General features: G+C 73.2%; 21 protein-coding genes. 9 read left to right on the top strand and 12 right to left on the bottom strand.

The window, feature by feature from the left end; genetic code table 11:
- Positions 1-70 precede the first annotated feature (70 nt).
- On the top strand, positions 71-2,512 hold the full coding sequence (locus ACFZDA_RS14995; protein ID WP_391080367.1) for a right-handed parallel beta-helix repeat-containing protein: 2,442 nt from the start codon (positions 71-73) through the stop codon (positions 2,510-2,512).
- Here the strand turns inward: ACFZDA_RS14995 and ACFZDA_RS14990 are convergent.
- The gene (locus tag ACFZDA_RS14990; RefSeq protein WP_391080364.1) at positions 2,482-4,893 is read right to left on the bottom strand and encodes a hypothetical protein; all 2,412 of its coding nucleotides are present in this window, start codon (positions 4,891-4,893) and stop codon (positions 2,482-2,484) included. The two genes, ACFZDA_RS14995 and ACFZDA_RS14990, sit on opposite strands and share 31 nt — an antisense overlap.
- Positions 4,894-5,173: 280 nt before the next feature.
- On the opposite strand from ACFZDA_RS14990, the gene ACFZDA_RS14985 reads away from it, so the two are divergent.
- Together ACFZDA_RS14985 and ACFZDA_RS14980 are read left to right on the top strand one after the other, a co-directional pair.
- Positions 5,174-6,007: a DeoR family transcriptional regulator gene (locus ACFZDA_RS14985; protein WP_391080361.1), complete on the top strand. Its 834-nt coding sequence runs from the start codon at positions 5,174-5,176 to the stop codon at positions 6,005-6,007.
- 63 nt (positions 6,008-6,070) lie between these two features.
- Positions 6,071-6,538 (top strand): SRPBCC family protein, encoded by a 468-nt coding sequence (locus ACFZDA_RS14980; RefSeq protein ID WP_391080358.1) that lies wholly within the window; start codon positions 6,071-6,073, stop codon positions 6,536-6,538.
- 13 nt (positions 6,539-6,551) lie between these two features.
- Here ACFZDA_RS14980 and ACFZDA_RS14975 read toward each other — a convergent pair whose 3' ends face one another.
- Positions 6,552-7,676 (bottom strand): pyridoxal-phosphate dependent enzyme, encoded by a 1,125-nt coding sequence (locus tag ACFZDA_RS14975; protein WP_391080355.1) that lies wholly within the window; start codon positions 7,674-7,676, stop codon positions 6,552-6,554.
- A 404-nt stretch (positions 7,677-8,080) separates the two neighbouring features.
- Here ACFZDA_RS14975 and ACFZDA_RS14970 point away from each other — a divergent pair, with 404 nt between their 5' ends.
- Together ACFZDA_RS14970 and ACFZDA_RS14965 are read left to right on the top strand one after the other, a co-directional pair.
- The gene (locus tag ACFZDA_RS14970; protein ID WP_086563123.1) at positions 8,081-8,404 is read left to right on the top strand and encodes a hypothetical protein; all 324 of its coding nucleotides are present in this window, start codon (positions 8,081-8,083) and stop codon (positions 8,402-8,404) included.
- 183 nt (positions 8,405-8,587) lie between these two features.
- Positions 8,588-9,130 carry an ATP-binding protein gene (locus ACFZDA_RS14965; protein ID WP_391080350.1) on the top strand — a complete coding sequence of 181 codons (543 nt, stop codon included), beginning with the start codon at positions 8,588-8,590 and terminating at the stop codon, positions 9,128-9,130.
- 54 nt (positions 9,131-9,184) lie between these two features.
- On the opposite strand, the gene ACFZDA_RS14960 is transcribed toward ACFZDA_RS14965, so the two are convergent.
- From ACFZDA_RS14960 to ACFZDA_RS14930, 7 genes are all read right to left on the bottom strand, one after another.
- Entirely contained in the window at positions 9,185-11,746 is a 2,562-nt protein-coding gene (locus ACFZDA_RS14960; protein WP_391080347.1) for an FtsX-like permease family protein, read from the bottom strand.
- Positions 11,743-12,501, bottom strand: a complete 759-nt coding sequence (locus ACFZDA_RS14955; protein WP_391080344.1) for an ATP-binding cassette domain-containing protein — start codon at positions 12,499-12,501, stop codon at positions 11,743-11,745. Before ACFZDA_RS14955 ends, ACFZDA_RS14960 begins: the two co-directional genes overlap by 4 nt.
- Complete coding sequence (locus tag ACFZDA_RS14950) at positions 12,498-12,779, bottom strand: SHOCT domain-containing protein (RefSeq protein ID WP_391080341.1); 282 nt, start codon at positions 12,777-12,779, stop codon at positions 12,498-12,500. The genes ACFZDA_RS14955 and ACFZDA_RS14950 overlap by 4 nt, the downstream gene beginning before the upstream one ends.
- A 329-nt stretch (positions 12,780-13,108) precedes the next feature.
- Positions 13,109-13,531: a TIGR03618 family F420-dependent PPOX class oxidoreductase gene (locus ACFZDA_RS14945; protein ID WP_391080338.1), complete on the bottom strand. Its 423-nt coding sequence runs from the start codon at positions 13,529-13,531 to the stop codon at positions 13,109-13,111.
- A gap of 17 nt (positions 13,532-13,548) precedes the next feature.
- Positions 13,549-14,439, bottom strand: a complete 891-nt coding sequence (locus tag ACFZDA_RS14940; protein ID WP_391080335.1) for an NAD(P)-binding domain-containing protein — start codon at positions 14,437-14,439, stop codon at positions 13,549-13,551.
- Between the two features lie 98 nt (positions 14,440-14,537).
- The gene (locus tag ACFZDA_RS14935; RefSeq protein WP_391080332.1) at positions 14,538-15,776 is read right to left on the bottom strand and encodes an ROK family protein; all 1,239 of its coding nucleotides are present in this window, start codon (positions 15,774-15,776) and stop codon (positions 14,538-14,540) included.
- A 36-nt stretch (positions 15,777-15,812) separates the two neighbouring features.
- On the bottom strand, positions 15,813-16,454 hold the full coding sequence (locus ACFZDA_RS14930) for an alpha-ketoglutarate-dependent dioxygenase AlkB (protein ID WP_391080329.1): 642 nt from the start codon (positions 16,452-16,454) through the stop codon (positions 15,813-15,815).
- 77 nt (positions 16,455-16,531) lie between these two features.
- Between ACFZDA_RS14930 and ACFZDA_RS14925 the strand changes: the two genes are divergently transcribed.
- Entirely contained in the window at positions 16,532-17,665 is a 1,134-nt protein-coding gene (locus tag ACFZDA_RS14925) for a methyltransferase (RefSeq protein ID WP_391080326.1), read from the top strand.
- On the opposite strand, the gene ACFZDA_RS14920 is transcribed toward ACFZDA_RS14925, so the two are convergent.
- Together ACFZDA_RS14920 and ACFZDA_RS14915 are read right to left on the bottom strand one after the other, a co-directional pair.
- Positions 17,655-18,515 carry a ketose-bisphosphate aldolase gene (locus ACFZDA_RS14920; protein ID WP_391080323.1) on the bottom strand — a complete coding sequence of 287 codons (861 nt, stop codon included), beginning with the start codon at positions 18,513-18,515 and terminating at the stop codon, positions 17,655-17,657. The genes ACFZDA_RS14925 and ACFZDA_RS14920 overlap by 11 nt on opposite strands.
- A 13-nt stretch (positions 18,516-18,528) precedes the next feature.
- Positions 18,529-19,410: an SIS domain-containing protein gene (locus tag ACFZDA_RS14915; RefSeq protein WP_391080320.1), complete on the bottom strand. Its 882-nt coding sequence runs from the start codon at positions 19,408-19,410 to the stop codon at positions 18,529-18,531.
- Positions 19,411-19,627: 217 nt separating this feature from the next.
- Between ACFZDA_RS14915 and ACFZDA_RS14910 the strand changes: the two genes are divergently transcribed.
- Positions 19,628-21,463, top strand: coding sequence for a glycoside hydrolase family 15 protein (locus tag ACFZDA_RS14910; RefSeq protein WP_391080317.1), 1,836 nt, complete (start codon positions 19,628-19,630; stop codon positions 21,461-21,463).
- A 131-nt stretch (positions 21,464-21,594) separates the two neighbouring features.
- The gene (locus ACFZDA_RS14905) at positions 21,595-25,584 is read left to right on the top strand and encodes an aKG-HExxH-type peptide beta-hydroxylase (RefSeq protein WP_391080314.1); all 3,990 of its coding nucleotides are present in this window, start codon (positions 21,595-21,597) and stop codon (positions 25,582-25,584) included.
- Positions 25,585-25,620: 36 nt separating this feature from the next.
- Here ACFZDA_RS14905 and ACFZDA_RS14900 read toward each other — a convergent pair whose 3' ends face one another.
- Entirely contained in the window at positions 25,621-26,580 is a 960-nt protein-coding gene (locus ACFZDA_RS14900; protein WP_391080312.1) for a hypothetical protein, read from the bottom strand.
- A 196-nt stretch (positions 26,581-26,776) separates the two neighbouring features.
- Between ACFZDA_RS14900 and ACFZDA_RS14895 the strand changes: the two genes are divergently transcribed.
- Positions 26,777-26,989: a cation transporter gene (locus ACFZDA_RS14895; RefSeq protein ID WP_391080309.1), complete on the top strand. Its 213-nt coding sequence runs from the start codon at positions 26,777-26,779 to the stop codon at positions 26,987-26,989.
- Positions 26,990-26,992: the final 3 nt, after the last annotated feature.

Raw genomic sequence — 26,992 nt, 5'->3', positions numbered from 1 at the left:
CGACACCGGCGGCGGCGCCCCGAAGGCGAACGAGCCATCAGTACGACCGAGGTGGGGGCACAGCTACACCATGGCACAGGGCACGGTCCAGGTGACGCACACCGGCACGTCGCGGTGGCGGCGCCGCACGGGTGAGTACGCATCGCTCGCCGCTGCCCTGGAGGCCGCGGCCGACGGAGACGTCCTCACGGTCGCCCCCGGCACCTACCGGGAGAACCTCGTCGTGCAGCGCGCGGTGACCCTGCGCGGCCCCGAGGGCTCCCCCGGCTCGGTGCGGATCGCGCCCGTGGACGGCGTGCCGCTGACCGTGCGCGCCTCGGCGGTGGTCCAGGACCTGCACGTGGAGGGCCAGGACGCGGCGGCCCCCGCGGTGCTGGTGGAGGAGGGCACGCCGGAGCTGAGCAACGTACGGGTGGTCACGCGGTCGGCGGCCGGGATCGAGGTGCGCGGCAGTGCCCGGCCCACGGTCCGGCGCTGCGCGGTCGACAATCCGGCGGGCATCGGCATCGCCGTGGTCGACGGAGCGGGCGGGGTGTTCGAGGAGTGCGAGATCGTCGCGGCGGGCCAGGCGGGCGTGGCGGTGCGCGGTGGCGCCCATCCCCGTCTGGAGCGCTGCCGGGTGCACCACACCTCGGGCTCGGGCCTGTCGGCGACCGGGGAGAACTCGGCGCTGGAGGCGGTGGGCTGCGAGGTCTACGAGGTCCGGGGCAGCGGTGTGCAGATCACCGGCCGGGCCACCGCGCACCTCACCGACTGCGATGTGCACCGCACGACGGCCGACGGTGTCACGCTCGACACGGACGCGGTGCTGACGCTCGCCGACTGCCGTATCCACGACATCCCGGAGAACGCGGTCGACCTGCGCTCCCGCTCCGTCCTCACGCTGACCCGCACCACGGTGCGGCAGTTCGGGCGCAACGGCCTGTCGGTGTGGGACCCGGGCACGCGCGTGGACGCCAACCAGTGCGAGATCTTCGACAGCACGGGCGACTACCCGGCGGTGTGGGTGAGCGACGGCGCCACGGCGGTGCTCGACTCGTGCCGGGTGCACGACGTGCCGGACGCCCTGTTCGTCCTCGACCGCGGCTCGCGCGCGGACGTCGTCGACAGCGACCTGTCGCAGGTGCGCAACACGGCCGTGTCGGTGAGCGACGGCGCCACCGCGCAGCTCGACGACTGCCGGATCCGGGACGCGGCGACGGGCGCCTGGTTCCGCGACCACGGCAGCGGCGGCACCCTCAGCAACTGCACGCTGGACGGCACCCAGACCGGCGTGATCGTCACCAAGGGCGCCGACCCCACGGTGGAGCGCTGCACGATCGACTCACCCGCCGAGGCGGGGGTGTACGTCTCGGCCGGCGGCCGCGGCAGCTTCCACCACTGCCGGGTGACGGGCAGCGGCGGCTACGGCTTCCATGTGATCGACGGCAGCCGTACGAGCCTGCGGAAGTGCCGCACGGAGCGGTGCGCGCGCGGTGGTTACGAGTTCGCGGACAGTGGCGCGGAATCGGCGTCCGGGGCGGGTCCCCTGGTCGAGGACTGCACCAGCGACGAGAGCGCGGGGCTGCGGGCACCGGCGGCGCGGGAGACGGCCGTGCAGACGGTGAGCCACTCCCCCGGCCTGCTGGGCGCGGTCCCTGGGCAGCGCGCCGAACCGGAGCCCCCGGCCCCGGCTCCGGTCGCGGAGCCCGGGCAGCCCGCCCGCAACTCCAAGGACGTCCTGGGTGAACTGGACGCGCTGGTCGGCCTGGAGAGCGTCAAGCGCGAGGTGCGCGCCCTCACCGACATGATCGAGGTGGGCCGGCGCCGGCAGCAGGCGGGCCTGAAGGCGGCGTCGGTCAAGCGGCACCTGGTCTTCACCGGCTCCCCCGGCACGGGCAAGACGACGGTCGCCCGGCTGTACGGCGAGATCCTCGCGTCGCTCGGTGTACTGGAGAAGGGCCACCTGGTCGAGGTGTCCCGGGTCGATCTCGTGGGCGAGCACATCGGCTCGACGGCGATCCGCACGCAGGAGGCCTTCGAGAAGGCGCGTGGCGGTGTGCTGTTCATCGACGAGGCGTACGCGCTCTCCCCCGAGGACGCGGGCCGCGACTTCGGCAAGGAGGCCATCGACACGCTGGTGAAGCTGATGGAGGACCACCGGGACGCGGTCGTGGTGATCGTCGCGGGCTACACGGCGGAGATGGAGCGCTTCCTGTCGGTCAACCCAGGGGTGGCGTCCCGTTTCTCACGGACCATCACCTTCAGCGACTACGGCCCCGAGGACCTGCTGCGGATCGTGGAGCAGCAGGCCGAGGAGCACGAGTACCGGCTGGCCGAGGGCGCCGCGCAGGCCCTGCGGACGTACTTCGCGAAGATCCCGAAGGGCCCGGCGTTCGGCAACGGCCGTACCGCCCGGCAGACCTTCGAGGCGATGGTGGAGCGGCACGCGAGCCGGGTCGCCCAGCTCCCCGAGCCGAGCACGGACGACCTGACCCTGCTCTACGCCGAGGACCTTCCCGAGCTGCTCTGAGGACCGGCCTGCGCCCCCGGCCCGGCCTCCGGGTCCGGGCAGGGCTGCTCGGCGGTGTGGCGGGGTGCCGGCAGTCCGGGCCGCAGCCGGGCCAGCAGCTTGCGGCGCTCCTCGGCGAACGCCGGGTCCGCCTGGTAGTCGGAGTGGCCGAGGATCGGCGCCGGCAGCGGGTGCAGGTCGGTGCGGCCGTAGGAGAGCGGGTCCATCAGCGGCACGTGGTCGACGCCGCGGTCGTGGTCGCCGGGCAGGCGCACCGGGCCGCCGATGGGGTCGGTGAGCCGGTACAGGTTGCGCCAGCAGTCCACCTCCCGGTGCAGGGAGCTGAGCGCGGCGGGGCCGAAGTGCGCCGGGAACCAGCGGCCGTAGAGCCGCTCCAGCGGGGAGCCGTACGTCAGCAGCGCGACGCGTCTGCGGGTGGACGGCGCGAGTTGCCAGGCTGCCGCGGCGGCGAGGACGCTGCCCTGCGAGTGCCCGGAGATGACCAGCCGTCCGCCGGTGACGCGGGTCCAGGTCGCGATCCGCCAGGTCAGGTCGGGCACCGCGCGCTCGGCGTAGCAGGGCGGGGCGAAGGGGTGGGCGGCGCGCGGCCAGAAAGTGCCGACGTCCCACAGGATGCCGATGGTGCGGCGGGCCGCGGCGTCCTTGTAGGCGCGCCTGCCCCAGGTGACGAACAGTATGAAGCCGAGGCCGATCAGCCAGGAGCCGAGGGCCTCGGCGGTCTCGGCGGCGCCGTGCAGGACGGGGTAGGTGCCCTGCGCCGCCTCGCCCGGCGTCTCGTCGGTGGCCAGGGCGCCCACGAGGGCCGCGGCGCCGAGCAGCAGGGTGACACCGGAGGTGACGGCGATGACGCGGGGTCCCCGGTCGGTGAGGGAGGCCATCGCGCGGATGTAGGCGATACGGCGGGTGCGGGCCCGGTCCTGGGCCTCGTCCGGGTAGTCGCGGGCCACCGCCTCGCGTTCGGCGCGGGCGAGTTGCCAGGCGCGGTGGGCCAGCCAGCCGAAGAGCACCAGCAGCACCACGATCAGGGGCGGGATCACGGACGCCTGCCAGGTCAGCAGGACCGGCGGGCCGTCGATCGACGTGCCGGTGCCGTCCAGCCAGTCGGACACGCGCTGCGACACGCCGCCGGACATCACGCCGCCCAGGGCGCAGGCCAGCATCGCCACGGCCGGTCCGCCGAGGCCCCGCAGGACGGCCCGCCGGTCGGGGTCGGTGCGGTGCAGTGCGTGAGCGACGCCGGCGAGGACGATCACGAGCAGGCCCTGGGCCAGGGCGAGACCGCCGAAGGTGGCGTCGCCCGGCAGCCGGCCGGCCGACTCCCAGCCGGGGCGTTCCCAGCCCGCGTACAGCAGGGCGAGGGCGAGCAGGACGAGGGCGGCGAGCGGCAGGCGTCGTACGAAGCGCTCGTCGAGTTCCCGGTCGAGGCGTCTCTCGCTGCGGCCCCGGCGGCACACCACCCAGACCACGGCGACGGCGCAGGCCGCCAGGGCGGCCTCCAGGAGCAGGCCCAGGGTGCTCAGCGTGGCTGGGCCGCCGGGCTCGCGGTCGTGGCGGGCGGCGGCGCTGGCGACCGCGGCGGCGACCGTGAGCAGTCCGGCGGCGGTGTGCGCGGCGCGCAGCCGGGCCACCAGCCGGCGTCCGTACCAGAAGCCGGGCCGGCCGAGCGCGGTCGGGCCGTCGCCGTCCTCGTCGGGCTCGCGGTCGCGGGCCGGTGGCTGCTGGGACTCGTAGTCGCTCCAGGTGCGCCGGGACAGGTACCACAGCAGACCGGTCAGGGCGGTCGGGACGAAGGAGGCCAGGGCGAGCCTGCGGCCGGGGCTGCTCCACCAGCCGCCGTCCGAGACGGTGGGCGAGAGGAAACCCAGCCAGGAGTGCCGGTCGGCGCAGGCGCGCGTGCCCGCGCACTGCCAGGCCGCCAGGTCGAGGGCGACCTCGCAGGCCGCCGCGACGAGCAGCACCGTCAGGGTGAGCCCGGCGAGCCGCACCAGGAGCCCGTACAGGCGCACGGTGCGGCGGCGTCCACGGGCGTGGGGGCGCATCCAGTGGGCGAGGTTGACGACCATGAACGGCAGCAGCAACAGCCACAGGGCGCGGGTGCCGTTGCCGGAGGTGAGGTTGCACCAGACGTAGGCCTCGGGCACCGGTCCGTCGCGGCGGCGGTCGTCCGGGCTGGTCTCGGCGTCGACGTCGTCGGCGCGCCGGAAGACGGCCGCGATGCCGTCGCCGGTGATCCGCACCGTGCGCGGATCGTCGAGCATCTCCTGCGGCGTGGTGCCGCCCACACCGTGGACCAGGAGTTCCAGGGCGGTCCCGGTCTCACCGGGCCGCCGGGCGGGCTGGTCCGGCCCGCCGGTCGAGGCCTGTTCCTGCGCAGGTTCCACTGGTTCGCACTTCCCCCGTGACACGCCGTCGGCTCTGTCCGTGCGGGCACAGGATCTCCACTTCCGCGGCGTCGCACACCTGCTGTCACGGAATCTCCCCGATCCGTGACCCTGCGGAGAGCGACAGGTGACCTACGCGCGGCGAGCGGTCGGTGGCGCCGTCGGTCCCGCGACATGCGAGGATGAGGCGTCCGCGCACCGGAGCCGGGGAGAATGTCCCTGTTGGGGCAGGTGTGCTGGGCCTGACGGACGGCATTGAGGCGAAAGGACCGGAGCGTACGTGAGCGAGAATCAGAACCTCCTCGCGGAGCAGCGGCGATCCCTGATCCTCGACGAGGTCCGCCGCCGGGGCGGGGTCCGGGTCAACGAGCTGACCCGCAAGCTCGGCGTGTCGGACATGACGGTCCGCCGCGACCTCGACGCTCTCGCCCGTCAGGGCGTGCTGGAGAAGGTGCACGGCGGCGCGGTCCCGGTGGTCGAGGCGAGTACGCACGAACCGGGCTTCGAGGCCAAGTCGGGGCTGGAGCTGACCGCCAAGGAGGACATCGCGCGGGCCGCGGCCAAGCTGGTCGCGCCGGGCGCGGCGATCGCCCTGTCCGGCGGCACGACGACATACGCGCTGGCGCAGCAGTTGCTGGACGTGCCGGACCTGACGGTGGTCACCAACTCGGTGCGGGTGGCCGACGTCTTCCACGCGGCGCAGCGCACCTCGGGTCCGCGGCAGGGCGCGGCGACGGTCGTGCTGACCGGCGGGGTGCGCACCCCGTCCGACTCGCTGGTGGGGCCGGTCGCCGACCAGGCGATCGCGGCGCTCCACTTCGACCTGCTGTTCCTCGGGGTGCACGGCATATCGGTCGAGGCCGGGCTGTCGACGCCGAACCTCGCGGAGGCGGAGACGAACCGGCGGCTCGTGCAGTCGGCCCGGCGGGTCGTGGTGGTCGCCGACCACACCAAGTGGGGCAAGGTGGGCCTGAGTTCGTTCGCCTCGCTGGAGCGGATCGACACACTCGTGACGGACGCCGGCCTGCCGGACGAGGCGCGCGGTGTGGTCGTGGAGCATCTGCGGCGGCTGGTGGTGGCCGGGGAGCCCGAGGAGGGCGGGGCAGACATCTGACGGGGCGCCAGCTAGGGTGACCTGCCGGTCATCGCCCGCTCCCTTGCCAGGAGGGCTTCGCCCATGGCTCACCGTCTGCGCCCCGTGGGGCTCGACTTCGTCGGGATCGCGCCCGTACGGCACGTCTGCGAGCGGGAGATCTCCGCTCCGGTGGAGGCGGTCTACCGGGCGCTGGAGGACGTGCCCGGCTGGGCCGAGTGGTTTCCCCAGGTGACGGACGCCCGGCCGGTCGACGGCGGGAAGAGGCGCGACATCCGGCTCGTGGGCGGCCTCCGGTTCCGGGAGTCGATCATCGCGGCGACGGAACCCGAGGTGTACGCCTATCGCGTCGACGTCACCAGCGTGCCCGGGGTGCGCGCGATCGCCGAGGAGTGGCGGCTCGCCCCGGCCGGTACCGGCACCCGTGTGCGGTGGACGTTCGCGACCGACGGGACGGCGGCGTACCGGCTCGCCATGAGGCCCGTGCGGACGGCTCAGAGCAAGGCCTTCCGGGACGCCGTCACGGCGCTGGACCGGAGGCTGACGGCCTGAAGGGCCTGTCGTCTCAGTCGGGCCAGACGCCCGTGGCCAGCAGCGAGTCGATCGCGGCCGTGTACGGCCCGATGTCCAGTTGCTGGGCGGCCAGCCAGGTGTCGGAGTAGTACTTGTCGAGATACCGGTCCCCCGGGTCGCACAGCAGCGTCACGACGCTCCCCTGCCGTCCCTCGGACACCATCTCCGCGACGATCTTCAGCGCGCTCCACAGGCCCGTGCCGGTCGAGCCGCCCGCCTTGCGGCCGATGGCGCGCTCCAGTGCCCGCACCGCGGCGACACTGGCCGCGTCGGGCACCTTCATCATCCGGTCGATCGCGCCGGGCACGAAGCTCGGTTCCATACGGGGCCGGCCGATGCCCTCGATCCGGGAGCCGCAGTCGCAGGTGACGTCCGGATCGCCGGTGGTCCAGCCCTCGAAGAAGCACGAGTTCTCGGGGTCGGCGACGCAGACGCGGGTGTCGTACTGCATGTAGTGGACGTAGCGCGCGAGGGTCGCCGAGGTGCCGCCGGTGCCCGCCGTGGCGACGATCCACGCCGGCTCGGGGAACCGCTCCAGGCGCAGCTGCCGGAAGATGGACTCGGCGATGTTGTTGTTGCCGCGCCAGTCCGTGGCCCGTTCGGCGTAGGTGAACTGGTCCATGTAGTGGCCGCCGGTCTCGGCCGCGAGCCGGGCGGACTCCTCGTACATCGTGCGGGGGTCGTCCACGAAGTGGCACTGCCCGGCGTGGAACTCGATGAGGCGGATCTTCTCGGTGCTCGTCGTGCGCGGCATGACGGCGATGAAGGGCACGCCGATGAGCTTCGCGAAGTACGCCTCGGAGACGGCCGTCGAGCCGCTGGAGGCCTCGATCACCGGGCGGTCCGGCCGGATCCAGCCGTTGCAGAGGCCGTAGAGGAAGAGGGAGCGGGCGAGCCGGTGCTTGAGGCTGCCGGTGGGGTGGGTGGACTCGTCCTTCAGGTACAGGTCGATGCCCCACCGCTCGGGCAGGGGGAAGTGGAGGAGGTGCGTGTCGGCCGAACGGTTGGCATCGGCCTGGACTCTGCGGACGGCTTCTTTCAGCCATGCGCGGTAGGCGGGGTCGCTGTGGTCGACGTCGAGGGTCACGCCGGTCCGGGTCTGCTGTGGGGTGCTCACGAGGGGGGCTCCTAACGCTGCGCGCCGACGACGCGTCGCGCGGCCGACACCCCGATCATAAGCACCTGGCACACGCTCCTCACCTGCATAAACGCATCTTTGAGCCCCCCAAAGCGCCCCCTGGGGCAGAGCCGGGTGCAAGGGGGCGCGCGGTCCAGGGGGCGCACTTGCGTGTGTGCTCCGGGTGCCCCCTGGAGAGGGGGTCTGCTGTACTGGTGCTCGACGCCCGGTGGGGGCAGACTTCACCGCGGGACCGGGGCCCCGGACGGGGTACCGGCAGGGGTACGGCGCACCACCGGAGCGAGCCCCCCGGACGGGGGCACACTGGATCAGGACACGGGCCTGTGCCGGGTACCGCGCAGAGGGCGGGCCGGTGCACCGACGCGCACAAGGGGGCGGGTGGCATGGCGGAGCCGGAGTTCAGGGCCACGGGCGTGCGGATCGGGAAGCGGCTGCGTTCGCTCACCCGGGCCGGCCAGGTCCGGATCAGCGATGGCCGGCTCGAACTGCTGACCAGCTACGGCAGTGAGATCGACAGCGCGCCGGTGCAGGCGGTGCGCGCCTCCAAGCCCTGGTTCGGCCCCGATGACCGGGCCACGGCGGATCTCAACGGCAACCGGTACCTGCTCACCCTGGGCGATCACGACCCCGCTCCGGGCGAACCGGGGCCGCCGGCCGCGCGGCGCTTCATCGAGGCCGTGCGCCGGGCGGCGGGGCGCGGCGGCTGAGATGTCCGCGACTTGCGGTCCCCCACCCCCTGCGTCACTCTGGTCTCACGTCACTCTGGGTTTACCGGCGATAACGCTGCGAACCAGCCCGCCGGCCACGACAGCGGGCGGCAGCGTCACCAAGGCGCCCTGCTGGATCCGAACTCCGTGTTCTTCCGGACCTCACGTCGGGGAGTCGCAGCCGTGATCAGCTACCCAAGCAGGCACTGCACGGTGGAGCTCCAAGCCCTGCCGTCGCGGATCGGCCAGGTCCGCAGAATCGTCTCTGCGCAGTTGCGCTACTGGCATCTGGACGCTCTGATCGACCGGGCCTCGCTCGGTGTGACGGAGCTGCTGTCCAACGTCCACCGGCATGCCCAGCCCGACAAGACGTGCACCGTGGAGATAGAGCTGCTGCTCGACCGGCTCACGGTCTCGGTGCGCGACCACGACCCGCGGATGCCCGTCGTGGAGGACCCTCAGGACATCGCGCCGCTGGCGACCTGCGGGCGCGGGCTCGCGATGGTGGCCGCCATGAGCGAGAGCTGGGGCGTCCGGCCGGACGGCGAGTCCGGCAAGGTCGTCTGGTTCACCCTCCCGACGACCTCCGCCGCGGTCGCGGCGCCGTCGCGCCGGGCGCGGCACACGGTCCTGGAGAAACCCGCGCGCAGGTTCGCGGAGGTGGGGCACGCCGCCGAAGGGCTGCTGCCCGAACACGCTCCCGCCCGGTCCGCCGTTGCCGGTTGACCGGGCGGTGACCACCGTTCGCACGGGGGGGGGCCGCGTGGGCGGCCCCCCGGGTCACTCGGTGGCGATGGCCCGCAGCACGTCCAGGCGTGCCGCGCGCCGGGCCGGGCGCAGCCCGGCGAGGGCGCCGGCCGCGAGACCCACGAGGGCCACGACCGCGAGCTGCGCGGGCGGCACGGCGAAGGCGAAGGCGCTGTCGCTGCTGCCGTCGGAGGCCCTGACGAGGACCCAGCCCAGGAAGGCGCCGAGGGCGAGCCCGCCGGCCGTGCCGAAGGCGGCGACCAGGACCGACTCCCAGCGGACCATGGCCCGCAGCTGGGAGCGGGTCTGTCCGACGGCCCTGAGCAGGCCGAGTTCGCGGGTGCGTTCGTGGATCGCCAGGGTCAGGGTGTTGGCGATGCCGAGGAGCGCGATGACCACCGCGAGGGCGAGCAGGGCGTAGACCAGGGTGAGCATCATGTCGATGCCGCCGGCCGAGGACTGCGCGTACTCGTCGCGGGTCTGGACCTCCGGGTTGCCGTACCGGGCGGCGGTCTTCTCCACCGCCGCCTTGCCCGCGTCGGTGCTCACGCCGTCCTTGAACGTGACGGCGACGAGCGTGTCGGAGTCCTGGGTGCGGTGCGGGGCCCAGGCGGCGCGGGTGATGACGTAGTCGCCGGCGAGTTCGGACTGCCCGTAGACCGCGCGGACGGTGAACGTCTCCTTCCTGCCGTCGGTGAAGGTGAGCTGTGCCTTCTCGCCGGTGGTGAGGTGCTGCCGGGCGGCCTCCTTCCCGGTGACGGCGATGCCGTCGGTGCCGAGGCCGCGCAGCGAGCCGTCGATCCCGCCGAGGTCGAAGGTGCGTTCCAGGGCGACCGGGTCGGTGACCGTGAGGGCCCGGCCCTCGCCGTCGACCTCGGCGACGCCCCGGCCGAGTCCGACCGCCGTGTTCACCTCGGGCAGCTTCTGGACCGCGCCGGCCAGCCTCGGGCTCAGCCCGCTGCCGCCCGCGCCGAAGGACGGGGCGCTGACGGCGACGTCGCCCGCGAAGGACCGGGACACGGTCTGGTCCATGGTGGCCTTCAGCGAGGCACCGAACACCGTGAACAGTGACACGACGGCCACGCCGATCATCAGCGCACCGGCGGTGGCCGCGGTGCGCTTCGGGCTGCGCAGGGCGCCCTGCCGGGCCAGCGCGCCGGTGACACCGCGCAGCCGGACGAGCGGGCTGCCGAGGATCCGGACGGCGGTGGCGGAGGCGACCGGGCCGAGCACCACGAACGCGACCAGGGCCAGCACGCCGCCGGAACCCGCCAGCCAGACGGACGGCGACACGAGCACGCCGGCCAGGGTGAGGGCGAGGGCCAGCGCGATCAGCCCCGCGCCGGTGACCGCCCGCAGCCGGGACGCGCCGGAGGTGTCGACGGCCGTCTCGCGCAGGGCGGCCAGCGGCGCGGTGCGGCCGGCGCGTACGGCGGGCAGCAGGGCGGAGCCCAGGCAGACCACGATGCCGACGGCCAGCGGCAGGGCCAGGGACAGGCCCTTGACCACCAGGTCGCCCTCGGGGAACGGGAAGCCGATGGCCGGGAACAGTGCCTGGAGCCCGGCCGCGACGCCGATGCCGCCCGCCAGGCCGGCCAGGGACGCGGTCACGGCCACGGCGGTGGCCTCCACCAGGGTGGTGACGGTGACCTGGCGGCGGGAGGCGCCCAGCGCCCGCAACAGGGCGTTCTCACGGGTGCGCTGGGCGACGACGATGGCGAAGGTGTTGTGGATGGAGAAGGTCGCCACCAGCAGGGCGACGCCGGAGAACACCAGCAGGAAGAGCGTGAAGATGTCCAGGAACTGGCTGGAGATCATCTCGTTGTTCTCCTGAGCCGACTCCTGGCCGGTGATGGCCTCCACGCCCCGGGGCAGGACGGGGGTCAGCCGGTCGACGAGCTCCCGCTGGCTCACCCCGGGGCCGGCGCGCACCTGGATGCTCGCCGCCTCGCCCGGCCGGGCCGTGAGGTACTTCTCCGCGTCGGCCGCCGTCATCCCGGTGAAGGTCACCTGCGCCATGCCGTCCTCACCGGCGAAGGTGGCGAGGCCGACGACGGTCACCCGGACCGGGTCGGGGGTGCGCAGAGTGGTCGTGTCACCGATCTTCAGGCCGCCCTTCTCGGCGGCGCCGCGGTTGACGACGACCTCGCCGGGCCTCTGCGGGGCACGCCCCTCGGCGAGCCGGTACGGGTTGAGCCGCGGGTCGGTGATCCAGTTGCCGGCGAGGGTGGGCGGGCCCTGGCCCCCGATCGGGTCGCCGTCCGCGCCCACGAGCTGCCCGGCGCCCTGGATGCTGGGCGCGGCGGCCGCGACGCCCGGGACCTTCTCGACGGTCCTGACCAGGCCGGTGGCGACCGGCTGCCGTACACCCTGGCTCTCGCCGGGCGTGGTGATGGCGTCGGCGCTGCGGACCACGGCGTCGGTGCCGCTTGCCGCCTTGCCGAACATCGAGTCGAAACCGGCGCGCAGCGTGTCGCCCATGACGAGCGTCCCGGCCAGGAACGCCACGCCCAGGAACACGGCGAGGAACGTACCGGCGAAGCGCCGCCGGTGGGCGCGCAGGGAGGACACACTCAGGCGGACGGCGGCGTTCATGAGGGCACCTCGAAGGCCTTCATCCGGTCCAGGACCCGGTCGGCGGTCGGGGACTCCATGCGGTCGACCAGGCGTCCGTCGGCGAGGAAGACGACCTCGTCGGCGTGCGCGGCGGCCACCGGGTCGTGGGTGACCATGACGACCGTGCGCCCTGTCCGGCGTACGGTGCGGCCGAGCAGGCCGAGGACCTCCTCGCCGGAGCGCGAGTCGAGGTTGCCGGTCGGCTCGTCGGCGAAGACGACGTCCGGCCGGCCGGCGAACGCCCGGGCGACGGCCACGCGTTGCTGCTGCCCGCCGGAGAGCTCGGCGGGCCGGTGGTGGAGCCGGTCACGCAGTCCGACGACGTCGATCAGCGCGTCGATCCACTCCGGATCGCCCCGGCCGCCCGCCAGGTCCAGGGGCAGCCTGATGTTCTCCGCGACAGTGAGGGTCGGCACCAGGTTGTACGCCTGGAACACGAAGCCCACGCGGTCGCGGCGCAGGAGCGTGAGGCGACGGTCGTCGAGGCCGCCCAGGTCGGTTTCGCCGATCCGGGCGGTGCCCGAGGTGAGCGTGTCCAGACCGGCCGCGCAGTGCATGAGGGTGGACTTGCCGGAGCCCGAGGGCCCCATGATCGCGGTGAAGCGGCCGGCCGGGAAGCTCACGGTCACGCCGTCGAGGGCGCGTACGGCGGTGTCGCCACCGCCGTACACCTTCACCGCGTCGACGACCCGGGCGGCGGGCCGCGTGGCCGTCGTGACGGTCGTCGTGGTCATGCCGCACCTCCGTTGCGGCCGAACTCCTCGTTCAGCACGGACAGCCGGCGCCAGTACTCGTCCTCGTCGATCTCGCCGGTGGCGAAGCGGTGTCCGAGTACGGCGATGGGCGAGTCGTTCCCGGCCGGGGGCCGGCGCCAGGGACCGCCGCGACGGTCGTGCCACGCCGTGCGGCGCAGCAGTGCGATGCCGCCGCCGATGACCAGGGCCCAGATCACCGGGAAGAGCAGGATCCAGGGGCCGGGGCCGCCGTCACCGAAGTTCGCCAGGGTCTGCATGTCGTTCAACTCCTCGGACGCGTTGACCGCGATGTCCTGTCTGTCGCTTCCGAGCGTCGCCCCGCGAGGGGTCCCCGGTCGTCGTACGGCCAGCGGCAGTGCGCGTACCTCGTGGGGAGTAGACGGGCGCCCCCGGGCTGCTCCCCCGGCCGCGCGGGAGCTGCTGCGGGAGCGCGGCTACGTGGGCGCGAGCCCTGACCACGGACCCGGACGTGATCGCCGGCGCCGGGCTGCGCGCCCCGGTCGACGAGACGTTCCACCGGCTCCGGGAGCGGATGGCCGGGATCGTCGAGGAGGGCAGTGGAACAGGGCCGGTTCGCGCCTGCCGGTCAGCCCGCGGCCTGGTTGTTGTCCTTCATCTCGCCCCAGCCGTGCCAGCGGTCGACCTCGATCCAGGCGCTGACCCGGGGCCGGACGCGGTTCGGGTAGGGCTTGCCGCCGTAGCGCCGGGAGAGCAGGTCGATGTCGGCCAGGTCCTCGTCGTCGTACATCTCGGTGACGCGGCCGATGAGGGTGATGTGGGTGTACCAGTTGTCGTCGGCGAGGACGGTGAGAGTGACGCGCGGGTCGCGGCGCAGATGCTTCAGGCGGACCCGGTCCGCGTCGAGGTTGATCAGCACCCTGCCGTCCTGCCACGCGTACCAGGTGGCGGTGGAGACCGGTGTGCCGTCGGAGCGCAGCGTGGCCATGACGCACGGGTTGGGCCGGCTCAGCAGCGCTTCGGCCTCGGGCGGCAGCGGCGGCTTGGACATGGGGAACCTCCCGGTGATCAGACGGACGGGTTGTCGGCGAAGCTGGCGAAGTAGGCGGCGGCCATGTCCTCGTCGCCGTGGCCCTGGGCGGCGGCACGCTCCATGCGGGCGGCGGCGGCTTCGGCCACGTCCAGGCGGACGCCGTGGTCCGCACCGGCCTCGACGATGAGGCGGGCGTCCTTGGCGGCGGTGGTCACCGCGAACTGGGGCGGGGTGAGCCGGTCTTCGAGGACCAGGCCGGACTTGGCGTGCAGATAGCCCATGTCGAGCGGGCCGCCGGCGATGAGGTCGAGGAAGCCGCGCGGGTCGATGTCGAGGGCCTTCGCCAGGGCCAGGGCCTCACCGGCGGCGGCCGTCACGGCGAGGACCCAGCTGTTGGCGACCAGCTTCAGCCGGGTGGCGCCACCGGCCGCCCCGTCCTCGCCGGCCCACACGGTGCGGGCGCCGACGGCGTCGAACACGGGCGTCACCCTGTCCCGGCCTTCGACGGGTCCGGCGGCGAGCACGGTGAGCTGCCCGGCCTCGGCGGGCTGGCGGGTGCCCAGGACGGGCGCGTCGTAGAAGACCAGGCCGTGCTCGCGGGCGAAGGCGGCGAGGTCGCCGACGGCCTCGACGCCGGCGGTCGTGGACTGCACCCAGGCGGCGCCCGGGCGCAGGGCGGGGGCGGCCGCCCGCATCGTCTCCAGGGCGGCGGGGCCGTCGTGGAGCATGGTCAGGACGATGCCGGTGTCCCGGACCGCCTGCGCGGGGGTGTCGGCGATGCGCACGCCCTCGGCGGCCAGCGGCTCGGCCTTGGCACGGGTGCGGTTCCAGGCGTGGACGGTGTGTCCGGCGCGTGCCAGGTTGCGGGCCATCGCGGCACCCATGATGCCCGTGCCCAGAACGCTCACGGTGAGCTTGTCGGTCATGACGTCAACTTCCTCGTTCGTACGGTGCGGGTGAGCCGCGTGCGTCCCAGCCTGCCCGCTCACGCGCGAGCCTTCCCGGAAGCGGCGCGGACACGCCCCTAGGCCAGCGCTCCCAGCGGATCGTCCAGTACCGGCTGCCACGCCAGTTCCGCCGCGCCGACCAGGCTGTTGTGGTCGAGCGTGCACGGCAGGATGGGGACGCCGCCGCTCTGGCCCCACAGGCTGCGGTCGGCGACGACGGCGCGGAGCCGGTCCGGGTCGGCGCCGAGGAGGGTGCGGTGCAGGCCGCCGAGGATGATGCGGTCCGGGTTGAGGATGTTGACCAGGCCGGCGAGTCCGAGGCCGAGCCGGTCGATGAGGGTCTCGGTGGCGGTGCGCACGCCCGGGTCGTCGTAGTGGTGGCGGACGAGGTCGATGGACTGCTGGAGCAGGGAGACCTCGGGGCCCGGTTCGCGGCCCGCCGCCGTGAGGAAGGCCAGCGGGTCGGTCTCCACGTCCAGGCAGCCGCGGCTGCCGCAGTGGCAGGGGCGGCCCTCGGGGTGCACGGTGAGGTGGCCGACCTCCAGCGCGAGACCCGAACTGCCCCGGTGCAGGCGGCCGTCGAGGACGAGCGCGCCGCCCACGCCCCGGTGGCCGGTGGCGACGCACAGCAGGTCGCGGGCGCCGCGTCCGGCGCCGTGCCGGTGCTCGGCGAGCGCGGCGAGGTTGACGTCGTTCGCGGCGAACGCGGGTCCGTCGAGGCCGGCCGCGCGCACCTGCTCGGCGAAGATGTCCCGGACGGGCGCGCCCGCGGGCCAGGCCAGGTGCAGCGGGTTGAGCGCCAGACCCTCGGGTTCGGCGACCGCGGACGGTACGGCGAGTCCCGCGCCCACGCACCGGCGCCCGGTCTCCCGCAGCAGCTCGGCGCCCGCCGTGACGACGGAGGCGAGCACCTTCGCCGGGTCGGCGTCGACGACCTCGCAGCCCGGCGCGGTGGCGACGATCCGGCCGCCCAGTCCGACCAGCGCCGCCCGGAACCCGTCGGCGTGCACCTGCGCGGCGAGCGCGACGGGCCCGTCCTCGGCGACGGCCAGCTTGTGCGAGGGCCGGCCCTGCGAGCCCGCCGCCGCGCCGGGCCGGGCGTCGACCCGGATCAGTCCGAGGGCCTCCAGTTCGGCGGCGACCGCTCCGGCCGTCGCCCGTGTCACGCCGAGTTCGGCGGTGAGCACGGCCCGGGTCGGCGCGCGTCCGGTGTGCACGAGCTCCAGCGCGGGTCCGAGGGCTCCGCGCCCCCGGTCCAGCCGCGTCCTCGAGGTGCTCCCATCCCCCGCCGGCCGGGGGTCAGCCTTCCCGCTCATGAGGGCGAGTCTCCCATGATCCGCAGGGCCGGGGGCCTACAGGCCGCTGACCCGGAGCGTGATGTTGAGCCGTCCGGTCAGGCCGAGACCGGGCGGTGCCGTGCCCGCGTGCACCCGGGGGACTCCGTGGTAGGCGAGGCGCGACGGGCCGCCGAAGACGAACAGGTCACCGCTGCGCAGCTCGACGTCGGTCCAGGGCCGGGTGCGGGTCTCGGGGTTGCCGAAGCGGAACACGCAGGTGTCGCCGAGGCTCAGCGACACCACCGGCGCGTCCGACTTCTCGTCGCTGTCGCGGTGCATGCCCATCCGGGCGTCGGCGTCGTAGAAGTTGATCAGGGCGATGTCGTAGGCGGGTGCCGGTCCCCCGAGCGTGTCGCGGACCGCCCGGCGGCCCAGCTCGCCCAGCCACGCGGGGAACGGCTTCGCCGGGGCGCCGTCGCCGTCGACGACCGTGCGGGCGTAGGCGTAGGGGTGCCAGTGCCAGCCGAGGCAGACCTGCCGGGCGGTCATGGTGCCGCCGCCGGGGGTGCGGACCGTGCGCAGTCCGGCCGGTGGGCGCGCCCACGCACGGCAGGCCTCCAGCAGCTCGCGCTGGCGCTCGGCGTCCAGCCAGTCCGGCACGTGTACCGCGCCCGGCGCCGCCTGCGTACGGGCTCGGGGGAACAGTTCGCCGTCCATGTCCCCATCCTCTCCCCTCCTCCCCGACCTGGGCTGAGCTGCGGCTCGGCTAGCCTGGACGCACGATGGACGACCGTATGACGACGCCCTGGGGCGAGCTCGCGCTGACCCGTTTCCCCGAGGACCCGCGCGACAGGCTGCGTGCCTGGGACGCCTCCGACGAGTACCTGCTGAGGTATCTGGCGCGGGAGGGGGTCCCGTTGTCGGGCACGGTCGTGGTCGTCGGGGACCGCTGGGGTGCCCTGGTCACGGCGCTGGCGGAGCGCCGCCCGGCGCAGATCACGGATTCCCACCTGACGCAGGAGGCGACCCGGGCCAATCTCGCGCGGCACGGTGTCGAGCCCGGCGCGGTCCGGCTGCTCACCACGCAGGACCCCCCGCCCGGCCGGGTCGACGTTCTCCTCGTGCGCGTGCCGAAGAGCCTCGCGCTGCTGGAGGACCAGTTGCTGCGGCTGGAGCCGACGGTGCACGCGGGGACGGTCGTCGTGGGCACGGGCATGGTGAAGGAGATCCACACCTCGACGCTGCGGCTGTTCGAGCGGATCCTCGGCCCGACCCGCACCTCGCTCGCCGAGAAGAAGGCCCGGCTGATCTTCTGCACGCCGGATCCCGCGCTGACGCGGCCCGCCAGTCCGTGGCCGTACGTCTACACGCTCCCGGACGGCATCGGAGCGGTCTCGGGGCGCACCGTCGTGAACCACGCAGGTGTCTTCTGCGCCGAGCGGCTGGACATCGGTACCCGGTTCTTCCTGGAGCATCTGCCGGGCGGCGGGGGCGGCCGGCGGGTGGTGGACCTGGGGTGCGGCAACGGCGTGGTCGGTACGGCGGTGGCGCTGGCCGATCCGGCGGCCGAGGTGCTGTTCGTGGACGAGTCGTTCCAGGCGGTGGCCTCGGCGGAGGCGACGTACAAGGCGAACGGGGTGCCGGGGCACGCCGAGTTCCGGGTGGGGGACGGGCTGGCGGGCGTGCCGTCGGGCAGTGTCGATCTGGTCCTCAACAACCCGCCGTTCCACTCCCACCAGGCGACGACGGACGCCACGGCCTGGCGGATGTTCACCGGGGCGCGGCGTGCGCTGCGGCCGGGCGGTGAGCTGTGGGTGATCGGCAACCGGCATCTGGGCTACCACGTCAAGCTGCGGAAGCTGTTCGGCAACAGCAGGCTGGTGGCGAGCGATCCGAAGTTCGTGGTGCTGAAGGCCGTCAAGCGGTAGCGGCGCCGAGCGTCTGGAGGGTCCTCGCCACCGTCCGGGTCATGGCCTCCCGGGCGACCGTCAGATAGCCGCGCGGGTCGACCGTCTCGGGGCGGGCGGCGAGGTACTCCCGGATCGCGCCGGTCAGCGCGATGTTGAGGGCCGTGCCGATGTTGACCTTGGTGATGCCGCCCTGGACCGCTGCCGTGAGTTCGCCGTCCGGGACGCCGGAGGAGCCGTGCAGGACGAGCGGGACGTCGAGCGCGGCCGACAGTTGTCCGAGGAGGGCGTGGTCGAGGGTGGCGGTGCGGGTCGTCATGGCGTGGGCGCTGCCGATGGCGACGGCCAGGGCGTCCACACCCGAGTCGGCGACGAAGGCCCGGGCCTCGTCGGGGTCGGTGCGGGCCCCCGGGGCGTGGGCGTCCAGCGGGGGTCTGCCGTTCTTGCCCCCGATCTGCCCCAACTCGGCCTCGATCCAGAGGCCTTGCCCATGTGCCCAGTCGACCGCCGCCCGGGTCGCGGCCAGGTTCCGCTCGTAGGGCAGCCGGGCCGCGTCGTACATCACGGAGCTGAAGCCGGCCTCCGCGGCCTGGTGCAGCAGGGTCTCGCTCTGCACGTGGTCGAGGTGCAACGCGACGGGTACGGCCGCCCGTTCGGCCGCTGCGAGGGCCGCGCGGGCGAGCGGGAACAGCCGCCCGCCGTGGAACCGGACCGCGTTCTCACTGACCTGGAGCACGACGGGGGCGGGCACGGACTCGGCGCCCGCGAGGACGGCCTCGACGTGTTCCAGCGTGATGACGTTGAAGGAGGCGACGGCCGAACGGGACGCGGCGGCACGGGTGATGAGCTCGCCGGTGGTGGTGAGGGGCACGGTGCCTCCGGGGTCAGTGGGCGAGGATCACCGAGCGGGTGAGGTGGCGGGGCCGGTCCGGGTCGAGGCCGCGGGCGGCGGCGACGGCGACCGCGAGGCGCTGGGCCCGGACGAGTTCGGCCAGGGGGTCGAGCCGGCCCTCGATCCACAACCCGCCGGTGGAGCGCACCTGTTCGGCCAGCCCGTCCGGCGCCTGGCCGAGCATCCAGGTCGCGGTGCCGCTCGTGGTGACGCTGATGGGCCCGTGCCGGTACTCCATCGCCGGGTAGGCCTCCGCCCAGGACTGGGACGCCTCGCGCATCTTCAGCCCGGCCTCGTGGGCCAGACCGACGGTCCAGCCTCGCCCCAGGAAGGTGAACTGGGCGCAGTCGACGAGGCCTTCGGGCAGGGGTTCGGTCAGGGCGGTGCGCGCGTCGGTGACGGCGGTGTCGCAGTGCAGGCCGAAGTGGGCGCGCAGGAGGGTGAGGGCGGTGGTGGCGAACCGGGTCTGGACGACGGAGCGTTCGTCGGCGAAGTCGAGGACGGCGAGCCGGCCGGCCGCCGTCCGCACGGGGGTGTCCGGGTCAGCCGTGATCGCGGTGGTGCGGGTGCGGCCCTTCAGCCTGCCGAGGAGTTCGAGGATCTCGGTCGTGGTACCGGAGCGGGTGAGGGCGACGACCCGGTCGTAGGCGCGGCCGTACGGGAACTCCGAGGCGGCGAACGCGTCGGTCTCGCCCTGGCCCGCGCCCTCGCGCAGGGCCGCGGCCGCCTGGGCCATGAAGTACGAGGTGCCGCAGCCCACGATCGCGACCCGCTCCCCCGGCGCCGGCAGCGCCTCCGCGTGGTCGGCCGCCTGTGACGCGGCGCGTGTCCAGCACGCGGGCTGGCTGGTGAGCTCGTCCTCGACATGGGTCATGCCGCACCCTCCGGTCTGATTGTTCCTGCAAGATATCGCCAGCTTTTGAGCATTATCAAGCATGAGGGCCGGATCGGGTGCGCCAGAGCCCCCTGAAGACCGGGCGGCGGTTCGGGGAGGCAGGACCGCAGGTCGTCACGGTGTACGCCTTGGCCGCCGTCAGGCGGGCCGCGCGCCTAAGCTGGGGCAGAGGCGCATGCCGGGCCAGGGAGGCGTCATGGGCGGACCAGCGCGGGACCACGACGTGCCGGGCGGCCGGCGGTATCTGCCGATCGCCGAGCACGGGCTGATCGGCGATCTGCGCAGCGTGGCCCTGGTGGGGACCGACGGGACGATCGACTGGTACTGCTGCCCGGCCTTCGACGCGCCCAGCGTGTTCGCCTCGATCCTGGACGCGGAGCGCGGCGGCTGCTTCGAGCTGGCGGCGGCGGTGCCGGCGCGGACCAAGCAGTTCTACTTCCCCGACACCAACGTCCTGATCACCCGGTTCTTCACCGAGGACGGTGTCGGCGAGGTGCAGGACTTCATGCCGCTCGACGGCGAGCCGGCCGAGGCCGAACGGCACCGGCTGATCCGCCGGGTGGTGTGCGTACGCGGCTCGATCCCGTTCCGTACCCGCGTCGCCCCCCGGTTCGACTACGGCACCCGGCCGCACACCGTCCGGCTGACCGGTGACACGGCGGTCTTCGAGTCCGAGGGGATGGCGCTCGGGCTGACCGCGACCGTGCCGCTGGAGACGGACGGGCCGGACGTCCGCGGGGACTTCAAGCTCTCCGAGGGCGAGTCGGCGGTGTTCGCGCTGGACAAGCTGGGCGGCGACGTGGCGCCCCGCCGGTGTGCGCGCACGGAGGCGGAGGAGCAGTTCGCGGCGACGGTGGTGTACTGGCGGCGCTGGCTGGCGGCGTCCCGGTACAAGGGCCGCTGGCGGGAGATGGTGCACCGCTCGGCGCTGACGCTGAAGCTGCTCACCTACGCGCCGACCGGGGCGATCGTGGCCGCGCCGACCACGAGTCTGCCCGAGCGGCTCGGCGGCGAACGCAACTGGGACTACCGGTACGTGTGGGTGCGCGACGCGGCCTTCTGCGTCTACGCCCTGCTGCGGCTGGGCTTCACCGGCGAGGCCGAGAAGTTCATGGACTTCCTGACCCGGCACATCAGCCCGGGCGACTGCAAGGCATCCGGTCCCCTGCAGATCATGTACGGCATCGACGGGCGCACCGAGCTGCCCGAGACCACCCTCGGCCATCTGGAGGGCCACGAGGGTTCCGCACCGGTACGGGTCGGCAACGCCGCGGCCGACCAGCTCCAGCTCGACATCTACGGCGCGCTGATCGACTCCATCTACCTGTACGACAAATGGGCCAAGCCCATCTCCAGCGGCCAGTGGGACGACGTGTGCGCGCTGGTGGACTGGGTGTGCGAGAACTGGGACCAGCCCGACGAGGGGATCTGGGAGACGCGGGGCGGGCGCAAGCGCTTCCTGTACTCGCGGCTGATGTGCTGGGTGGCGATCGAGCGGGCCATCCGGATGGCCATCCGGCGCGGACTGCCCGCCGACCTGCTCCACTGGCGGGAGTGCCGCGACACCATCTACCGGCGCATCATGAGCCGGGGCTGGTCCGAGGCGCGCCGGGCCTTCGTCCAGCACGAGGACGGTGACGTGCTGGACGCGGCCGTGCTGATGATGCCGCTGACGAAGTTCATCGCCCCGACCGATCCGAAGTGGCTGTCGACGCTCGACGCGCTCACCGAGGAACTCGTCTCCGACTCGCTGGTCTACCGCTACGACCCGCAGTCCAGCCCCGACGGGCTGCGCGGCGACGAGGGCACGTTCTCCATCTGCTCGTTCTGGTACGTCGAGGCCATGGTGCACGCGGGCCGCATCGAGGAGGCGCGTCTCGCCTTCGAGAAGATGCTGACGTACGCCAACCATCTCGGCCTGTACGCCGAGGAGATCAGCCACACCGGGGAGCAGCAGGGCAACTTCCCGCAGGCGTTCACGCATCTCGCGCTGATCAGCGCCGCCTTCAACCTGGACCGGGCGCTCGGCTGACCCTCGGCATCCCGCATGCGCGGTGTTTTCGGGTTCCGGCTGTGCGAAGGGAAGGCACGGGAAATACTCAGGGAATGGTGAGGAGGACTGATCCGCCGACCACGTCTTCGCCCGGGGACCGGTCGGCCTCCGTGGGTCGGGACGCCGGCCAGATCGTCACCGGTGACGGCGCGACCGGGGTGCACGTCGAGAACATCGAGCGGGCGGTTCTGCTGTCGAAGGAGGCGTTCGCGCAGGCCGCGTATCACGAGCGGTCGGCCGCGGCGGCGTTCCCTTCGCATGTGGACCTCACCTCGGTCCCGCTCGCCGTTCCCCAGCGACGGGTCGCCGCGGACCGGCTGCGCGGGCGGGACGCCCTGGTGGCGGCGCTGACCGGCGGCATGGGACACGATGCGGGTGACGGCTCGGACCACCCCCGCGTCCATGTGCTGACCGGGCTAGGCGGCTGCGGCAAGACCACGGTGGCTCTGGAGGTCGCACACCGGCTCTCCCCCCGGGCGGGCCATGTGTGGTGGGTGTCCGCCGCCGACCGTGAGAGCCTCTGGGGCGCTCTGCACGCCGTCGCGTTCGACGCCGGGGCCGACAGCGGGGAGTTCGTCCGCGCCCACGCCGCCGATGTGCTGTGGAAGCGGCTCAACGCGCTCACCGAACCCTGGCTCCTCGTTCTCGACAACGTCGACGATCCATCCTTCCTCCGCGCGCCGTCACAGCCCCTGGCACGTGGCGTCGGCTGGCTGCGGCCGCCCGGCACCCCGCACGGGACGGTACTCGTCACGAGCCGCGAATCGCGTCCGGAGCGATGGGCGCCGTGGATACAGGTCCTTCCGGTGGACGTGCTCGACATCGACGACGGGGCTCGTATCCTGCTCGACCTGGCACCGGACGCGGGCCATGAGCGGGAGGCGAAGGAGCTGGCCCGGCACCTCGGCGGCCTGCCCCTGGCCCTGGACCTCGCCGGCTCCTACCTCGCGCTGGCCGCCGACGAGCCATGGCCCGTGCCCGGAACGCCCGAGACGTTCGCGGAGTACCGCCGTGACTTCGACGGACGGATCGCGGAGATGGCCGCCGACCCGGACTCCTCGCTCGGGGAGGCGGAACAGGCCCGCCGGGCCATCCTGACGACCTGGGAGATCTCGCTCGATCTCCTCCACGACCAGGGCAACGACCTCGCCCGGCCGCTGTTGCGCCTCCTGTCGGCGTTAGGGCCGGCACCGATTCCCCACCGGCAACTGCTCGACCCCGAGTTGCTCGCCACCTGTGAGCTGTTCCCCGCTCCGACCGACGAACGGATCCAGGCCGCGTTGAAGGGGCTCTCCGGTCTGCGGCTGGTCAGCCTGCAGAGCGTGAGCCCGGAACCCGGCAGCGGGGCATCGTCCGACGCCGACATCCGCCGGAAGCTCGACATCCACCCGCTGGTCCGCGCCAGCAACCGCGCACACGCCGACTTCGCCACGCACACCGGGACATTCCTCGGCCTCGTCACGGCCCTGCTGGAGCGCGCCGTGAGCCCGCTCGAACCGGACGACCCCACGCACTGGCGCCGATGGCGCCATTTCGCCCCGCACTGCACCGCTCCCCTGCACCTGCTGGAACTGGTCGGCTCCGTGCCGGACGACGTCACCGTCGCCGCCACCGAACCCGCCTTGCGTGCCGCGCAGAGCCGCAACTTCCTCGGCCTGTACTCCCTGGCCGTCACCGAGCTCAGCACCGTCGTCGCTGTGCGGGAGAGCCGTCTGGGGCCCGACCATCCCGCGACGCTCGAAAGCCGTCTGAGCCTTGCTCTGGCTCTGCGCGACGACGCACGGCTCCATGAGTCCGAGGCCGAGTACACGGCGACGGCTGAGGCGTGCGAACGGACGCTGCCGCACGACCACCCCTTCCTCCAGTCCGCCCGAGGCGGCCGGGCACGGGTGCTGTGTGCACTCGGACAGCCGGAGGTGGCGGAGAAGGATCTGCGCGCCGTCCTCGAAATCCGGCTGCGCGCCCCGGGGCCGAACTCCCGCAAAGCCTTGCGTACCCGGTACGACATCGCCACGGTCCTGCGCATGCGTGGGCTGCTCAGGGAGTCCGCCGACGAACTGCGGGAGATCCGGCGAGCGGGGCGAGAGCTGTTCGGACACCGCGATCCGCTGACACTCGCCGTCGGCGCCGGCCTCACCCGGGTGTTGCGCGATGCCGGGGAGCTCGACGAGGCCGAACGCGTCGGAGCGGAGGTGGTGGAGGACTCCGTGAACCTGATGGGCCGCGCCCACCCCGACACCCTCATCGCCCGCCACGAACTGGCACGCGTCATGCGGGACAAGGGCCGGCTCACCGAGGCCCGGGCCGAGTTCGCCGAGATCTGGAACGTCAACAAGGGGCGTTTCGGCGAAGGCCACCCCGACGCGGTCGCGAGTCGGCACGAACTCGCCACCACGTTGCATCTGCTGGGCCGCCCGGCCGAGGCGGCGGAGCACTTCCGTGCGGTGCTCGACGCCAACGTCCGGCTCCTGGGCGAGGAACACCCCGATGTGCGGACCAGCCGCCGGAACCTCGCGCTTGTCCTGAACAGAGCCGATGAGGAGGACCACCCAAGGATGGCACTGCACGAGGCCCTCGCAGCCGACAGCGACGAACCGGCCCCCGATGTCCGACGAATCCTCGAGAGGTTTGCCCGACCACGGCAGAGCAAATCGGGTGAGGGAACCGGCGGCGGCGGATACTCGGGCGGCAGCTACTCCTACTCCCCGGACCCGCAGTCCCGACCGGTGCTTTCCTACCGCTCGCAGTCCCGCTTCCAGGACAACCCCGCCGCCCTGCCCACGAACGCCAGGAGATGCCCGCCGGCTGTGCTGCGTGCCCTGGCCGCCGGGCGGGAGACCAGCAGCGACGTCGAAAAGCTGCGCGCCCATCAGCTGGACATCCGCGTCCTGGCACTGACGAGCATCCTTGCCTGGTACACCGAGCGGGACGGTGCCCCGTGGGTCCGGCAGGCGCGAGCGTTGTTCGCGACAGCCGACCGAGCCGACCCGGTCCTCATGGACAGGCTGCTCCTGCATCCCGCTACGGGCCGGTGGATGAGTCGTACGCTGCGTGCCCTGGAGGACGACTCCTCACAGGCCGATCCCGGTCATCTGCGGGCACTCGCGGCCACGGCCGGCATCAACGCCGGGTTGTCCCTCGCCCTCCGGATTCCCTTGCACGAGGGCCTGGCCGTCCTGCCGGCCCTCGGCTTCGCCGACCTCGGAACCGACCGGCGTACGACGGAGGCGCACGTCGTGACGGAGAACGGCCTGACATACGTCCGGGCCGCAGGCAAGGAGGTGCGGCTTCCCTCTTCGCCGGAGGCCGAGTCTCCCGGCTGGCACCCGATGCGCCGTATCAAGACCTGTGCCGCCGGCGAAACCCGCCTGGTCTGCCTCGACGACATCGACCCTTACCGCGGTGTCGGCCCCGGCACGGCGCCCTGCCCTCTCACCCCCGAGCAGGTGGACCGCTGGCAGGAACTGCTCGGTGAGGCATGGGCCCTGCTGGACCAGACGGACGGCGTGGACGCCGGGGCGCTCGCAGCCGCTCTCACCACCCTCACGCCGCAGGCCCCGGAGCCCGGCGGCGCGCCGACTTCGCTGACGTCGAGCGATGCCTACGGCGGGATCGTCCTCGCCGAGCCGGAGGACGCGCTGCACCTCGCCCTGACACTGGTGCACGAGGTCCGGCACATCAAGCTCCACGCCCTCCTCGACATGGAGTCACTGCACAGTGAGCAGGACAGTGCGCAAGAGCTGTTCTACGCGCCCTGGCGGGATGATCCACGGCCCTTCGACGGCCTGTTCCAGGGGGTGTTCGCCTTCTTCGGAGTGGCCGGGTTCTGGCATGGGCGCTGCCTTCGGTCGACCGGCGATGACCTGAGGCGCGCGCAGTTCGAGCTGGCCTACTGGCGCATCCAGGCCTGGGAGGCCTTCACGGTGGTGACGTCCTCGCCTCGGCTGACGGACACGGGCCGGCAGTTCGTCGCCGCGATGGCGGACAGCGCCGCCGCGTGGCGGACAGAGCCGGTCGTACCCGCCGACGTAGCCGAGGCGGCCCGGGCGGCCGCCCTCGCCCACCGGGCCCGGTGGGACCTCCGCCACGGCCGGCCTTGACCTGCGAGGACGGCTCGCTGCCCGGGGCCTTGGGGCTCAGTGCCCGTGGCCGTCCTCCGCATGCCCCTCGGGGGTACCGGATCCGGCCGCCGCTCCCCGGGCCGTGACGGTGAACGCCGCCGTGTGCACCTTTCCGTCGTGCTTGAAGTCGAGGAACAGACGGTAGGAACCGGCGCTGGGGGCCGTGGCCGTGAAGGAGATGTCCGGGCCGGGCTGGGTCTTTCCGTCGCCTGGTTCGCCGTTCGGGTGGACGTGCAGGTAGGCGAGGTCGCCGGAGCGCAGGGCCACGAGGTGGCCGTAGGCGCCGAGGTAGGGCTGGAGGTCGGTGACGGGCCGGCCGGCGCGGGAGACCTTCAGCTTCAGTTCGCTCGCCTTGCCGGGGCGCAGGGCGCCGGACAGCTTCACTTCGTAGCCGTTGGTCCTGGAGGTGGCGGCCGGTGCGGGCAGTTCCTTCGGCTGGTACGGGCCGGAGACGGCGAGGTCCGCGCCGAGGGTGAGGTTCCGGGCGTCCGCCCTGGCCGGGGTGAAGTCGGCGAAGACGCGGTAGCCGCCCGCGCGGGGCAGGTCGACGGGGGTGCTCCAGGTGCCGTCGGCGGCCCGGGTGGGGTGCAGATGGCGGTAGGTGACCAGGTCGCGTGAGGCCACGATGAGGTGCAGTTCCTTGTCGTGTTCGCGCTGGTAGGCGGTGACGGCGCGGCCTCGGCCGTCCCTGACCGTGAGGCGCAGGTCGGCCCGCTGCCCGGCGGTGACGCTCGGGGTCTGCAGGTCGAGGGTGTAGCCGTCTTCGGAGATCTGGAGCCCGCCGGCCGGGGGCGTGTCGTGTCCGGTGTGGCCGCCGGCCTGCTCGGGTGGGGGTGCGGGCCGAGTGTGCTCGCCCTCGTGCCGTGGCGGGCTGTCGGCGACGACCGGGTCGATGCCCTGGCCGAGGCCGTAGGCCGTGCCGAAGGTCGCCGCCAGGACGGCGGCGAAGGTCGTGATCTTCAGTCCGGTGTTCATGGCCCTGCATCTCCTTCAGAACCGGGTCTCCCGCTCCGGCGCGGGACCCTCACGCTGTTCACCATACCCCCAGGGGGTATTCAGTCAAGTGATGCTCGCACTTGCTTCTTATACCCCTAGGGGGTATACAGGAACTCGGCGAGGACATACCCCCGCCCCGTATGCGAGCATCACGACCGTACCCAGGAGGCACGCCATGACCGCCACCACCTACGCCGTTTCCGGAATGTCCTGCGGCCACTGCAAGGCGACGCTGACCAAGGCCCTCGGCGAGCTGGACGGCGTCAGCGGCGTCGAGGTGGATCTCGACGCCGGGCACGTCACCGTCACCAGCGCCGCCGGGCCGGACGACGCCCTGATCGCGGCGACCGTCGACGAGGCCGGCTACGAGCTGACCGGGAGGGTGTGAGCC

The organism is Streptomyces sp. NPDC007991 (genome assembly GCF_042958445.1).
Classification (GTDB): Bacteria; Actinomycetota; Actinomycetes; order Streptomycetales; family Streptomycetaceae; genus Streptomyces.
Note: the sequence above shows the minus strand (reverse complement) of the source record. Positions and strands in the feature narration are given on the sequence as shown.

What these genes read in the sequence shown, in the direction of transcription:
- ACFZDA_RS14995 (WP_391080367.1), top strand. Translation starts at nt 71, where the DNA reads ATGGCACAGGGCACGGTCCAGGTGACGCACACCGGCACGTCGCGGTGG.
- ACFZDA_RS14980 (WP_391080358.1), top strand. Translation starts at nt 6,071, where the DNA reads ATGGCTCACCGTCTGCGCCCCGTGGGGCTCGACTTCGTCGGGATCGCG.
- ACFZDA_RS14970 (WP_086563123.1), top strand. Translation starts at nt 8,081, where the DNA reads ATGGCGGAGCCGGAGTTCAGGGCCACGGGCGTGCGGATCGGGAAGCGG.
- ACFZDA_RS14960 (WP_391080347.1), bottom strand. Translation starts at nt 11,746, where the DNA reads ATGAACGCCGCCGTCCGCCTGAGTGTGTCCTCCCTGCGCGCCCACCGG.
- ACFZDA_RS14955 (WP_391080344.1), bottom strand. Translation starts at nt 12,501, where the DNA reads ATGACCACGACGACCGTCACGACGGCCACGCGGCCCGCCGCCCGGGTC.
- ACFZDA_RS14950 (WP_391080341.1), bottom strand. Translation starts at nt 12,779, where the DNA reads ATGCAGACCCTGGCGAACTTCGGTGACGGCGGCCCCGGCCCCTGGATC.
- ACFZDA_RS14945 (WP_391080338.1), bottom strand. Translation starts at nt 13,531, where the DNA reads ATGTCCAAGCCGCCGCTGCCGCCCGAGGCCGAAGCGCTGCTGAGCCGG.
- ACFZDA_RS14940 (WP_391080335.1), bottom strand. Translation starts at nt 14,439, where the DNA reads ATGACCGACAAGCTCACCGTGAGCGTTCTGGGCACGGGCATCATGGGT.
- ACFZDA_RS14935 (WP_391080332.1), bottom strand. Translation starts at nt 15,776, where the DNA reads ATGAGCGGGAAGGCTGACCCCCGGCCGGCGGGGGATGGGAGCACCTCG.
- ACFZDA_RS14930 (WP_391080329.1), bottom strand. Translation starts at nt 16,454, where the DNA reads ATGGACGGCGAACTGTTCCCCCGAGCCCGTACGCAGGCGGCGCCGGGC.
- ACFZDA_RS14925 (WP_391080326.1), top strand. Translation starts at nt 16,532, where the DNA reads ATGACGACGCCCTGGGGCGAGCTCGCGCTGACCCGTTTCCCCGAGGAC.
- ACFZDA_RS14915 (WP_391080320.1), bottom strand. Translation starts at nt 19,410, where the DNA reads ATGACCCATGTCGAGGACGAGCTCACCAGCCAGCCCGCGTGCTGGACA.
- ACFZDA_RS14910 (WP_391080317.1), top strand. Translation starts at nt 19,628, where the DNA reads ATGGGCGGACCAGCGCGGGACCACGACGTGCCGGGCGGCCGGCGGTAT.
- ACFZDA_RS14900 (WP_391080312.1), bottom strand. Translation starts at nt 26,580, where the DNA reads ATGAACACCGGACTGAAGATCACGACCTTCGCCGCCGTCCTGGCGGCG.
- ACFZDA_RS14895 (WP_391080309.1), top strand. Translation starts at nt 26,777, where the DNA reads ATGACCGCCACCACCTACGCCGTTTCCGGAATGTCCTGCGGCCACTGC.